We start from the raw sequence: 12273 nt of genomic DNA, 5'->3' as shown, positions 1-12273 counted from the left end.
CCGGCCGGCGCAGGCCGCACTCGGCGTTCGCCGCGCTCAGAGTTTGAAGCGGCCGCCGTCGATGCGCAGGATTTCGCCGGTGCTGTAGCTGGCATCGCGCAGATACAACACCGCCTCGACCACGGCCTCGACCGTGCCGATGCGACCGAGCACGGTGCGCGCGGCGATCGCGTCTTCCTGTTCGGCGCGTTCGGCCGGGTCGCGCGCCGACGGCAGCACGGTGCCCGGGGCGACCGCATTGACCCGGGTCGGCGCGAGCTCGGCGGCGAGCGCACGCACCATGCCGGCACCGGCCGCGCGGCTGACCTGATAGGCCGCATGACCGGCGAAGGAGCGATCGAGATAGGTGTCGAGCATCACCACCACCGAGCGCAGCGGATGCCGCTGGTGCAGGCCGATCACCAGTTCCCAGGGCGCGATCAGGTTGACCCGCAGATGCCGCTCCAGGCGCTCGCGCTCCTCGTCGGTATCGCCGGCGCCGAGGTCGCCCCAGGCATGGCCGCGCTCGAACAGGGAGGCATTGAGGACCAGGTCGGTCACCACCACCGGCGGCAAGACCTGCAGCGGCTCGGTCATGTCCCAGCTCCATTCGTGCACCGGCGCCGAGTACGGCGCCGGCGTCGAAGCGGCGCGGCGGCGATGGGCGACGACCTGCTCGCCGCGTTGCAGGCAGGCCTCGACGATGGCCCGGCCGATGCGTTGCGAAGCGCCGGTAACGAGAGTGATGCGTTCGGACATCAGCTGGCCTCCTTGGCGGCGGTGGCTGGCTCGGCCTGGGCGTGCAGGAAACGTTCGACGAAATCCGCTCCGGCCAAGGAATAGAAACCCATCGCATTGTGTTCGGGGCGGAAGCCGCGCTGCAAGGCGACGGCATCCAGCGCCTTGCGCAACGATGGCAACGCCAGCTGATGCAGGCCATGGAACAGATACGGCCGGGCCGGGTCGTAGCGATCCTGCCACTGCACCTCGCCGTCGATCCTGCCGACCAGGTCGATATCCAAGGGCACCGGCAGGGCGCGTTGTGGATCGCGCTCGCGTCCGAACGCCGCCTCGATCTGTTTGAAACGACGCTCCATGATTTCGATCGACCAGCGCGGCGCGACCTTCATCGCCAGCATCAGGTTGACCGTGGCGCCGCCGCGATGGACGCGATGGCGGTCGCCGTACAGTTCCGAGCATGCGCGCAAGGCGCTTGCATCGGCGGCATCGTCGAACTCGGTCAGCAGCTGCGCCGCCGACAACAGCAGATTCTCGACACGCGGGCCGTCGCTGGCCCCCAGGCAGATCAGTGCGGTCCAGCTCATAAAGCGCAAACGGTCCCGGCCGACGACGCCGGGCGCGGCATGGATGAGGCGGCCTGCGATCGCAGGCGCGGGGCCGCAGCGATGCGGCGGGTTACAGGCGGGTGCGGCAGGGGCCGGCCAGAATCGATCGCCATCTCGTCTACTCCTCGGCGCTGCGTCCAATCGACGGCGGCCGGAGCGTCGGCGACCGGACGTACCCGCCGCAAAGCTCCGATCGCGATGATCCGCATTCTAGCCAGCTGACGGCGGTTTTCCCTATTCCAGGCCAGACACGGCGCGGAAACGAGACCGGTTAGGCGGCGAAAGACGATGGCCGCGACGCATCTTGCTGCGCTGCGAGAACGGATGCAGCAGTCATCGCCGCGTGCCGACACCGCTCCAGCCCTGCTCTGCGTCCACGATCCGCCCCTGTTTTTGAGTAGGAGCGAGGCAAGTCGCGACCGTGAACTTCCGGCCAGGCACCTCCGCGGCCGCGCGCAATGCCGCTCTCACCGCTCGCGCCGCTGCTACCCCGCGCTTGCAGCCACCTCAGCGCGGCCCGCTCCGCTTCAAGCTACCGGATACGGCATGCCCTCGAACACGCGGTCGTGATAGCCCTTCACGCCGACCTCGTGGGCGAGCGCGCTGCGAAAATCCATGCCGGCGCGCAGGCAATCGAGCACGTAGGCGAAACCGTAACGCGGTTCCCACCCCAGGTCGCGGCGGGCCAGTTCGTTGACGTAGACCCGGTCGAGCTGCGGAAACAGCCGCCAGCCCTTGGCCGCGTACAACTCGCGGCAATCCGGGAACAACCGCTCCACCACCGCGGCGGCATCCTCGCGCAAGGCGAGCAGGTCGTCGCGGCCGAACGGCGCGGTAGCCGACACGATGTAACGGCCGAAGCCGAGCGCCGGCGCGCGTTCGACCGCCCGCAGATGCGCGTCGACGATGTCCTCGATGTCGGCGCGGCGATACAGCAATTCGTTGGCCTGGACGTTGGCCGGCGCGTAGACGTCGCGCACCGAGGCGTCGTCGTCGTCCTCGGGAAAGAAGCGCGAGGTCCGCAACACCAGCACCGGCAACTCGTGCTTGCGATGAAACAGCTCGCACAGGCCTTCGGCGGCGATCTTGGTGGTGCCGTAGATGTTCTTGGGCACCGGCGTCACCGCTTCGGTGATCCAGGTGGCCGGGCCGCCGGGCACCGGCTTCAAGGCCGCGCCGAACGCGCTGGTGGTACTGGTGAAAACGAAGGATTCGACGCCGGCCGCGACCGCTTCCTCGAGCAGCACCAGGGTGCCGGTGACGTTGGTGTCGACGAAATCCTGGTAGCGGTGGGTGGCGACGTGCGGCTTGTGCAGGGTCGCGGTGTGCACCACCGCGCTCACGCCTTGCATGGCGCGCCGGACGAAACCGCGATCGGCGATCGAACCGACCTGGCCGGTGAACGCGGAGGCCTTGATGTCGATGCCGACGGCGTCGCGCGACTGCGCGCGCAGACGGCGCATCAGGCCTTCACCGAGGTGGCCGGCACTGCCGGTAACGAGGATGGACATCGAGACGGACTCCTGGCGACGCGCACGCCCGCTGCCGCAGCGGCCCAGGCTTGGATGGATGCGCAAAGCCTAGCAAGGCTGCGATGGCGACGCCATGTGCGGAGCGCTGAAACCCGCCGCTGCGATGGCTGGCTGGTGCGCTTCTGGAGAAAGCGGGCCGCATGCGCAAGAACGCCGGCGCTGCGAACGCAGCGCCGGCGTTTCAGCACGGGCTTACGGCATGAACGGCGATGGCTCTTCGACGTTGTAGCGGGTGACCGCGCACTCGGAGAAGCCCGAATGCGCGGTGTTGATGGCGACGTTCTCGATGCAGGTCGCACTGCTGCCGCCGATCAGCCCCTGCACGCCCGAACGCGTCCGCAGCATGATCGAGTTGTGCACCAGCCGCGCCCGCGGCGACTGGCGCAGTTCGATGATCCGCTGCGTATTGTCCGGGAAATCGAGGAACTGGTTGCCGGTCGCCTGCACGTCGGCCGAGCGGTCGACGAGCAGGCCGCCGCCGCTGTAGCCGGCGATCACGTTGTTGGTGACGACGGTGCGCGGCGCCATCGTGATCTGGATGGCCTCGCGCCACGGCGAGATGTTCGGGTTGCCGTAATCGATGACGCGATTGCCGACCACACGCGCCCCTGTACCGTCCGGCGGGCTGTCGCCGAAGATCACGATGCCCGCATCGTAGGGACGCACCACGGTGTTATTGAGCAGTTGATCGCCCGATCGCGTGCGCAGGTGGATGCCGAGCGAATAGCCCTCGATGCGGCAGTTGCGTACCGTCACCCTGGACCAGGAGTCGACGGTAATGGCGGCGGCGCCGTTGGGGTTCGGGTCGGGATTGGCCAGAGTGCGTCCCTTGCAATCGAACTCGATGTCTTCGCCGGTGATGACGATGGGGACGCCAAGATTCCCGGCCAGGCAGTATTTTCCGGGCGCGGTGATATGCGGATTGGCCGAGGTGACGACGGTGTCGCAAGCCAGCGAGCTGGCACTGAACATCGCGGCCGACAGGGCCAGGCTGGAAAGCAGAATGGAGCGCATGAATATCCTTTTAAGAGCGCCGATGAAACGACGGCTGCGCGAGACGCGCCCGTCGTGCCGCACAGGAACACGCGGCGACATGCCGCATCCTGCGTTGGGTGGAATGTCGTGATGAAGCAGACCGGCGATCCCGATGGTCGTCCCTGGACCTGCGGCGCGCCGGAAGCATCGCATTCGATGCCGACATCCCTGTCGAATGCGAGATTCCTGGCGTCGACCGCGAATGAAGCAGCTTCCCCGGCCTGCCTGCATCGCGACCGGGACAGAATCGCCGGTCGGCGTCGCAGGCGCCGCGACGGCGCGGGCCGTCGGCGTCTATTTGCAAGAAGCGGGGAGGTATCGCGCTGCGTTCGGACGCGCATGCCGTTGCGGCTGCGTCTGCGTTCGATCAATCGGGAACTGCGATCGCGTATCGCGGCGATGACCTCGGCGCGGCGCTTCGGCTCGCGCCTGGCTCGCGAGCCGCGCCTTAAACCCGAAAAATCTTAGCCACTGGCATAGTCTTTGCCGGTTGCATTGAACGAAACCCGAGGCTAACGCCTCGGGTCCGTTTCTTACCGGCCCGACTCAGCCGTGACCCTTGTCCTTTCCTTTGCCCTGGCCCTTGCCGCCGCCGTGGCCTTTGTCGCCACCCTGCCCCTTGCCATGGCCACCGCCCTTGTCGGAGTTGCCGCGTCCGTTTCCTTTCGAACTAGGGTGGTCGTAATGCGAGGGGCCGGCTCCGCTCTTCTTGTCCCCGGGATGGCCGTTGCTCTTGCCTTTGCCCTTGCCCGGCCCGTGCTGGGCCCAATCCACGTGCACCGACTGATTGACGGTGATCGGATAGCCCCAGCGGTCGTAGGTACCGATGGCGCCGCGCTTGAGCGCATGGAAGGCCGGCGAACCGGGCTTGATGCCCATCCGCTTGGCCACCGCCCCCCAACCCTGGCCGGGGTTGCGATCGTATTCGCGCACGACGTTCAGACACGGCACGCCGAGCGCACGCGCGATCGCGCATGCGTAGTAAACATCGCCGGGGGCCCAGCCGCGGCGATCGAGCAACTCGTCGATCAGCGAACGCGGTGCGCCGTAATAACCGCTGATCTCGTGGATGAAGGGCTCGCGATAGCGACGACCGTAGTCGTTGATCTCACCGAGCCGCGTATCGACCCAGACGTCGCCGGTGCGGATGTTGTAACCGACCGTCTGTGCTTGCGCGGCCCCCGCCAGGCTCAAACCCAGCAACAGGGCCATACCCGCTTGCTTCATGTACCGCATGGCAAACACCTCGTCGTGATCGTGCGTGAAGTCCGGATGAAGGCGCCGAGCATACGTTTTTGCCGGCTCTTCCACCGCAGTATCCGCCGCACGCCTTAACCTCGACCGATTAAAGCGTGATGCGTCGCACAATGCATTCAGGGCGACATTCTGGTTACGTGGACGTGTCCGCCCTCGCGGACTTTGTCGTTCATTTTCTCGGGGATTTTTGAATGAAAATCAGTCTCATGTCCGCAGTCGCGGGCAGCGTCGTTCTCGCCGGCGCGATCGCCTCCGTCACCGCCGCCCCGCCACACGAAAAGAACAATCCTTTGCGCATCGGTTTGATGGCGCTCGCCGATCAGAACGGACACTTCGGCGGCCAGGTCGAAGTCACCGTCACCAACACCAGCCGTCACACCGCTCGCGTGCCCACATGGCAACTGCCTTCGAATCTCGCCGAATCCAAGTTGTTCGAGATCAGCCGCGACGGCGTAGCGGTTTCCTATAGCGGCCCCATGATCAAGCGCGGCCTGCCCGATGCAGCCGACTTCACCATCCTGCGCGCCGGCGAAACCCTGCGCAGCGTCGTCGACCTGTCCAAGGCCTACGACTTCTCGCAAAGCGGCCAATACGTAGTCGCCCTGGATTCGCCGCTGCAATTCGCTTCGCTATCCGACGGCAAACTGCTACGCCAGGACAACGGCCTGCCGCTGGTCGCCAAGAGCGCTCCGCTGAGCCTGTGGGTCAACGGCAAGGGCGAGGTCAGCGGCCAAGGCAAGCCCGGTGGTGGCGGCGGCAGCAGCGTCGTCAACGGCGTGTCCTACAAGAGTTGCAGCGCGACCCAGATCGACACCATCGGCAGCGCCATCACCGCCGCGCGCGGTTATTCGGAAAATGCCAAGAGCTATCTCGGCGCCGGCACCGTGGGCCCGCGCTACACCACCTGGTTCGGCGCCTACACCTCGCAACGCTACGGCACCGCCAGCCAGCACTTCGTCGCCATCGACGCCGCCATGGACCAGAGCAACGGCGCCATCACCGTCAACTGCGGCTGCAACCAGAAGTACTACGCCTACGTCTATCCGAACCAGCCTTACGAGATCTACGTCTGCCGCGCGTTCTGGTCCGCGTCGCTGACCGGCACCGACTCCAAGGCCGGCACCCTGATCCACGAGATGAGCCACTTCGATGCCGTCGCCGGCACCGACGATCACGTCTACGGCCAGGCCGGCGCGAAGAACCTCGCGATCAGCAACCCGACCAACGCGCTCGACAACGCCGACAGCCACGAGTACTTCGCCGAGAACACGCCGGCGCAAAACTGACCCTCACCCGACGCAACAACGAACAGGCCCCGGTTTTCCGGGGCCTGTTCTTTTACGGCCGGTCTTTTACGATCGGTCTTTAGCGCGGCCTCAGAAGCCGCTGGCGTTGAGACGCCCGCCGCTCACCGTCTTGCCGCTCAGCGAGGGCGTGGCGATCGCCGAACTCATGATCGCGCTCTTGATGTCGGCCGCGGTCGCGCCCGGATGCGAGGACGCATACAAGGCCACCGCACCGGTCACGTGCGGCGTCGCCATCGAGGTGCCGTTGTAGCTCGCATAGCTGGGTATGACGTTGCCCTTCGACGACACCGGCACGGTCGACCAGATGCCGTAGCCCGGCGCGCCGATATCGATCGTGGTCGAGCCGTAGCTGTAGATCTGCGTGCCGTTCGAACGCAACGCCGTTACCGACAACACGTTCGGGTTCGGGTACTCGGCCGGATAACAATCGGAGGTTTCGCAATTGACGCCGGCATTGCCGGCGGCGACCACGAACAGGATGCCGGCGGTGTTGGCGCGGCCGATCGCATCCTGAAGCGCCTGCGAGAACGGCCCGCCACCCCAGGAGTTGTTGGTCGCGACGATGTTCAGGCCATGACGCGACTTCAGGTCGTTGAAGTAGTCGATGGCCTTGATCGCATTCGCGGTGGTGCCGCTGCGGCGGCCGAGGAACTTGCCGCTGATCAGCTTGACGCCGCTCCAGCACACGCCGGCCACGCCCTGGCCGTTGCCGCCCGCACCGGCGATGGTGCCGGCCACATGGGTGCCGTGATCGTCGCCCGCGCCGTCGAAGACCTGATTGTCGTTGCCTTCGAAGTCCCAGCCGCGCACGTCGTCGATATAGCCGTTGCCGTCGTTGTCGACGCCGTCGACCGGATCGTAGGGGTTGGTCCAGGCGTTGGCGGCCAAGTCCGGATGCGAATACATATAGCCTTCGTCGATGATGCCGACGACGACGTTGCTGCAATCGGTGTGGCCGCCGGCCCAGGCCACCGCGGCCTGCGAGCCGTATGGGTTCGCCGGGCTCGATCCGGAGCCGTACATGCCCCACAGGGAACCGTTGGTGTAATAGGTGTCGTTCGAGCTGGCCTGATGTTCGTACTGCCAGTTCGGTTCCGCGTATTCGACGCTCGGGTTCTTGCCGAGTTCGTACAGGGTCGCGGCCAGATCGCGCCCGGCCGGCACACGCATCAGCGCCAGCTCGCCGCGGGATGAATTGCCGCCGCGCAGGGTGTCGAGCTTTTGCAGTCCGAACGCCTGACGGGCCGAAGCTTGCTGTACGGCATTGCTGCCGTCGCGGTATTTCACCAGGAGCTCTCCCGGCTGGTGCGCACGGCCGGCCTTCAGCCCGGCCAGGACGAGGTCCGGCCTGCCGCCGGCGACCGCGGCGGAGGAAACACCGAGCGCGGAAAGCACCGCGCCGCACAGCAAAGCGATACGAAATGACGACTTCATTGGCTCATGCCCTTCAGGTTTTGGCTTCAGGTATTGGCTGGCGACCCGACCGGTCGCTTCACGAGCGTATGTGCCAAATCGGTCACATACATGCTGCGTCGCAGCAAACGCTGAATTGACTGAATTCGGGCGCAGCCACGCTTGAGACCAGCGCCCTGAGCCGCCCACCGAAGGGCTATGCCATGCCGTGCCGGGTCAGGAATCCTTGCGCGGACGCGAGGGTGCGCGGTCGGCCTTGCCGCGGACGGGCGCCGCCTCGGGCAACTGCGGATCGGTATCGGTGCCGAGCGCGCGCAGCCTGACCGGGGTGAACTCGCCGTCGCCGAGCAAATCGAGGCTGGCGAGCGGATTGCGCAACAAGGCCTCGCGCTGCAGGAAGGTCTCGCTGCCGACCTTGGGCGGCCTGCGCTCGCTGCACAGGCGCAGGCTGATTTTAAGGATGCTGGTGCCGGAGCGGCTCCAGGCACGGCCGGGGATAAGACGACTGACGATGGCGCTGTCGAGGCGAACCGTCACCGACGATTGGTCGATGGATTCGCATTTGCCAACGGCGATATCGAACATAAGCTGCATGAAAACCTCAATGCGACACGAAAGTTAAGACACTGCTGAGCCTGGAATCGTCCAGCAGCCGGCGAAGACGCGACTCGACGATGCGCAGATCGCCGAGCCTGGGCGAAGCGCGCAAGGAATAGATCGCCGTCTGTTTTCCCAACAACAGACGATGCGTGCGGTGAACGCTCACATTGGTGGAGCTGCAGGCTTCCATCCAGATTCGCCGCAGTTGCAGCGGCCCGATGCTCTGGCCGTTTCCCAGCGTGAAATAGAACCATTCGACGTTCTCTTGCATCGGTCTCTCCGGCACACGGCGAACGGGTTGCGTTGCGCCCGGCTGATTCCATCGCGAGCCGCTGCGGCAGTGCCGGACCTAGAGTCCCGCACCGTCGACTCCTTGGCTCGCACCTAAACGACGGCGAAGATTTTCCTCGCCGCCTCGCTTTTCCTGATGGATCGTTGACTCTTCGATTCGGCGCGCCGGCGATCCGCTCGTGCCGCGCCGGCGCTGCAGCCGAAGCCGCACCAAAACCGGATGCGGAACCCGCAAACGCTAGTCACGCCGATCGTTCATAACCGTCTCCAGCGACGCGATAAACGACCAAGACCGTGCACTCGCCGGACGTGGGAGTGCGAAGCTGATGCGGAAGGAAAAGAATCTTCTGCGCCTGAATGGCTGAATACGACATTGCGTCGTGGTGACGGGCCAGCCTGCGCCCGCAAGCGTTAGCCGCACGTGAATCGATCCTGAGTCTGACCCAGGCGACGACGGTCTCGGCCGGCCGCATCGCATCGGCGCGGCCGGGTCGGGGCGCCGCCCGGACCGGCCGAGCGCCTTGCTGCACGGCCTTCTCGGCGACTTCCACGCGCGCCAGGCCCGCGTCTCCCCTCTCTCGCCGAGCGCAATTGACGCCGGACGGGAACGTCCAGTAAAAGATACGAATGACCACTTTACTGGACGAATCGAGCCTGCAACTGGCCCGCCGGATACGCCTGGAGCGCGAAACCCGCGGCTGGTCCCTGGCCGACCTGGCGGCGCGTTCGGAGGTGTCGAAGGCTGCGATCAGCAAGATCGAGCGCGGCGAGACCAGCCCGACCGCGGCCTTGCTGGTCCGCCTGGCCGGCGCGTTCGACCTGACCCTGGCCGGGCTGCTGCTGCGCGCCGAAGGCGATGCCGGCCGGCTGTCGCGAGCCGACGCGCAACCGGTTTGGCGCGATCCGGAAACCGGCTATCGGCGCAAACAGGTGTTCGTCCGCCCCGACCATCCGATCGAGATCGTCGAGGTCGAGATGCCCGCGGGACGGCGCGTCTGCCTGCCCGCCTCGTCCTACGCCCGCATCCGCCAGGCGATCCGGGTGATCAAGGGCGAGCTCAGCATCGTCGAAGGTGGCGAAAGCCACCGATTGCAGGCCGGCGATTGCCTCGGCTTCGGCGCGCCGTCGGACGTCACGCTCGCCAACGACACACCGAGACCTTGCGTCTACCTCGTCGTCCTGGCCAGGAGCTGAGCCGCATGCTTTCCATCGATATGCACTCCATCGATATGCCCGCCTTGGAGATCAGAGCGCTGTCGTCCTCGGCCGAAATCCTCTCGATGCTGAGCGAACTGCTGGTCGACGTCGTCGCCCACGGCGGCTCGGTCGGCTTCATGCATCCCCTGCCGCCGCCGCAGGCGCAGGCGTTCTGGCGCAACTCCCTGGCGGCGGCCGATATCGGCGCGCGCATCGTGCTCGGCGCCTTCGATGAAGACACGTTGGTGGGCACCGTGACCTTGTTGCTCGATTGCCCGCCCAATCAACCGCATCGCGGCGAGATCGCCAAACTGATGACGCGCCGCGACTATCGCGGCCGGGGCGTGGCTTCATCGCTGATACGCGCCGTCGAAACACTCGCTGCCGAGCACCGACGCTCGCTGCTCGTGCTCGATACCGCCAGCGACGAAGGCGCATCGGCCTTTTACGAAAAGCTGGGCTACGTACGCGCCGGCGAAATCCCCGATTACGCCCTGAAACCGCACGGCGGGCTGACCGGAACGATCATTTTCTGGAAGAAGGTTTGAGCCGGGCCGGCGCGGCCGCCCCGTTATCGGCGCGCACGCGGCGCCCGAACGAGCCGAGCGCGATATCCGATGCGGCGTGGGAAAAACCTGCAGGGAAAGCGGTTTTCGGCAGGCCGCGTGCTGCGCTGGGGGCGCTGGACCCGAAGCGCAAATCCAAACCTTTTCCCAGAACCGCGCGATGGTGCCCGGAGCCGGAATCGAACCGGCACGGAGTTGCCCCCGGCAGATTTTAAGTCTGCTGCGTCTACCGATTTCGCCATCCGGGCAGGATGCGGTGACCGCGATAGCTTACGACAGCCGTGCGCGACACGACACCAAGAGCGTTGTCCGAACCATCCCGGGACGGTTTCGCTTGCTCCGGACAACGGCGATGCGACGCACTCGACTGTGCCGTGAGGACGGGGCGGCAATGCGCTTGCGGATCGGGTCGCGACGGCTTGCGTGCCCGATCCGATCCCGACGCTCCGACTGTCGAATCCGCGAAGCGGTCGCGGCGAAACGGCCCACTGCGGATACTCGCGATCGTCGATGCGCGCGGGTCCCGGGGCAGCCTGCGGGCAAACTCGGCATGCACGCCTGCACAACTGCCCGAATGGATCGAACCGACCCCGAATGCGCACGGAGCACGGCGCAACCTCGAACCGGGTGCCGCGCAACCCTCTCGCTTCGGTCGATTCGCACGAAACGATGGCGCAAAAAAAACGACCAGGTTGCCCTGGTCGTTTTTCGAATTGGAGGCCGAGGTCGGAATTGAACCGGCGTACGCGGATTTGCAGTCCGCTGCATAACCACTCTGCCACCCGGCCGGTGACTTGCCACAGCATACTGCCTGCGGCTGCGTCGGCTTGCAATCGCTGCAAGCCTTCGCCTGAAAAAACAAAACCCCGCGGGCGGGGTTTTGTTTCTGAGGATGACTCCGTTACCGGAGGCCCTCTAATTTGGAGCGGGAAACGAGACTCGAACTCGCGACCCCGACCTTGGCAAGGTCGTGCTCTACCAACTGAGCTATTCCCGCTGAAGGAAGCGATATTTTAGGGATCGAAAGAAAAGTGTCAACTACTTTTTTTCGATGCCTGGAAACGATTCAGTCCCCGATGCGTTCGTTGCCTGCCAGGGCTTCGTTCGCGCCGAACCGATGCGATCAGTTCGTGGGCTTGTTGGCGTCCTCGCGCATTATAGGCCATGCCGCGCGTAAATACGCTAGTCCCGACCACAAAGTTAGCAAGGCCGCTGCAGCAAGCAACCATTCGCCGATGCCGAAGATCGGCAAACCCCACACGCGCTCCTGATAAAGCAGGCAAACCAGCGCGACCATCTGCACGATGGTCTTGATCTTGCCGATCGAGGCGACTTTCACCGCGGCGCGCTGACCGAGCTCGGCCATCCATTCGCGCAGCGCGGAAACGGCGATTTCGCGGCCGACGATGACCGCCGCCCACAAGGTCATCCACACCGTCGGATGCTTCTGCACGATCAGCAGCAGGGCCACCGCGACCATCAGCTTGTCGGCCACCGGGTCGAGGAATGCGCCGAATGCCGAGTACTGGTCGTAACGGCGCGCGATCCAGCCGTCGAGCCAATCGGTGATCGAGGCGAAGGCGAAAATGAACGCGGCGGCGAAGTTGGTCCACGGATAGTCCAGGAAAAACACCACCACCAGCACCGGGATCAGCACGATCCGGGCCAGAGTCAGCATGGTGGGTATGGTCAACTTCATCCTTCACTCCGCTTGCGATCGGGTGCCGCAACCGCGGCCCCCTGCTTCTTG

General features: G+C 65.5%; 12 protein-coding genes and 3 tRNA genes. 3 read left to right on the top strand and 12 right to left on the bottom strand.

Translation table 11 applies throughout. The features are described from left to right. Positions 1-36: 36 nt before the first annotated feature. The 5 genes from LC490_RS05240 to LC490_RS05220 all read right to left on the bottom strand — a co-directional run bounded on the left by LC490_RS05240 (position 37) and on the right by LC490_RS05220 (position 5203). Positions 37-738 carry an SDR family oxidoreductase gene (locus LC490_RS05240; protein WP_223619505.1) on the bottom strand — a complete coding sequence of 234 codons (702 nt, stop codon included), beginning with the start codon at positions 736-738 and terminating at the stop codon, positions 37-39. Next, positions 738-1304 carry a hypothetical protein gene (locus tag LC490_RS05235; protein WP_223619504.1) on the bottom strand — a complete coding sequence of 189 codons (567 nt, stop codon included), beginning with the start codon at positions 1302-1304 and terminating at the stop codon, positions 738-740. Before LC490_RS05235 ends, LC490_RS05240 begins: the two co-directional genes overlap by 1 nt. A gap of 548 nt (positions 1305-1852) precedes the next feature. Continuing rightward, positions 1853-2836, bottom strand: a complete 984-nt coding sequence (locus LC490_RS05230; protein ID WP_223619503.1) for an NAD(P)-dependent oxidoreductase — start codon at positions 2834-2836, stop codon at positions 1853-1855. Between the two features lie 213 nt (positions 2837-3049). Further along, complete coding sequence (locus LC490_RS05225) at positions 3050-3871, bottom strand: right-handed parallel beta-helix repeat-containing protein (protein ID WP_031371435.1); 822 nt, start codon at positions 3869-3871, stop codon at positions 3050-3052. A 567-nt stretch (positions 3872-4438) separates the two neighbouring features. Further along, positions 4439-5203, bottom strand: a complete 765-nt coding sequence (locus LC490_RS05220; protein WP_223619502.1) for a hypothetical protein — start codon at positions 5201-5203, stop codon at positions 4439-4441. Positions 5204-5340: 137 nt separating this feature from the next. Between LC490_RS05220 and LC490_RS05215 the strand changes: the two genes are divergently transcribed. After that, positions 5341-6435, top strand: a complete 1095-nt coding sequence (locus LC490_RS05215; RefSeq protein ID WP_343222999.1) for a M35 family metallo-endopeptidase — start codon at positions 5341-5343, stop codon at positions 6433-6435. 90 nt (positions 6436-6525) lie between these two features. On the opposite strand, the gene LC490_RS05210 is transcribed toward LC490_RS05215, so the two are convergent. The 3 genes from LC490_RS05210 to LC490_RS05200 form a co-directional block, all read right to left on the bottom strand. After that, positions 6526-7890, bottom strand: a complete 1365-nt coding sequence (locus LC490_RS05210) for a S8 family peptidase (RefSeq protein ID WP_223619500.1) — start codon at positions 7888-7890, stop codon at positions 6526-6528. Positions 7891-8085: 195 nt separating this feature from the next. After that, on the bottom strand, positions 8086-8463 hold the full coding sequence (locus LC490_RS05205) for a hypothetical protein (RefSeq protein ID WP_152566162.1): 378 nt from the start codon (positions 8461-8463) through the stop codon (positions 8086-8088). Between the two features lie 7 nt (positions 8464-8470). Then, positions 8471-8740: a hypothetical protein gene (locus tag LC490_RS05200; protein ID WP_031371440.1), complete on the bottom strand. Its 270-nt coding sequence runs from the start codon at positions 8738-8740 to the stop codon at positions 8471-8473. A 647-nt stretch (positions 8741-9387) separates the two neighbouring features. Between LC490_RS05200 and LC490_RS05195 the strand changes: the two genes are divergently transcribed. Beyond that, positions 9388-9954 (top strand): XRE family transcriptional regulator, encoded by a 567-nt coding sequence (locus LC490_RS05195; RefSeq protein WP_031371441.1) that lies wholly within the window; start codon positions 9388-9390, stop codon positions 9952-9954. A gap of 5 nt (positions 9955-9959) precedes the next feature. After that, positions 9960-10505 (top strand): GNAT family N-acetyltransferase, encoded by a 546-nt coding sequence (locus LC490_RS05190; RefSeq protein WP_223619499.1) that lies wholly within the window; start codon positions 9960-9962, stop codon positions 10503-10505. Between the two features lie 179 nt (positions 10506-10684). Here the strand turns inward: LC490_RS05190 and LC490_RS05185 are convergent. From LC490_RS05185 to pgsA, 4 genes are all read right to left on the bottom strand, one after another. Then, positions 10685-10771, bottom strand: a tRNA-Leu gene (locus tag LC490_RS05185). 466 nt (positions 10772-11237) lie between these two features. Then, positions 11238-11311: transfer RNA gene (locus LC490_RS05180), tRNA-Cys, on the bottom strand. Between the two features lie 133 nt (positions 11312-11444). Then, positions 11445-11520 (bottom strand) — tRNA-Gly (locus tag LC490_RS05175). 126 nt (positions 11521-11646) lie between these two features. Then, on the bottom strand, positions 11647-12222 hold the full coding sequence (gene pgsA, locus LC490_RS05170) for a CDP-diacylglycerol--glycerol-3-phosphate 3-phosphatidyltransferase (protein WP_031371443.1): 576 nt from the start codon (positions 12220-12222) through the stop codon (positions 11647-11649). Between the last annotated feature and the right edge of the window lie 51 nt (positions 12223-12273).

The organism is Lysobacter sp. ESA13C (assembly GCF_019970005.1).
Lineage (GTDB): Bacteria > Pseudomonadota > Gammaproteobacteria > Xanthomonadales > Xanthomonadaceae > Lysobacter > Lysobacter antibioticus_B.
This window is presented reverse-complemented; position numbering and strand designations above follow the sequence as displayed.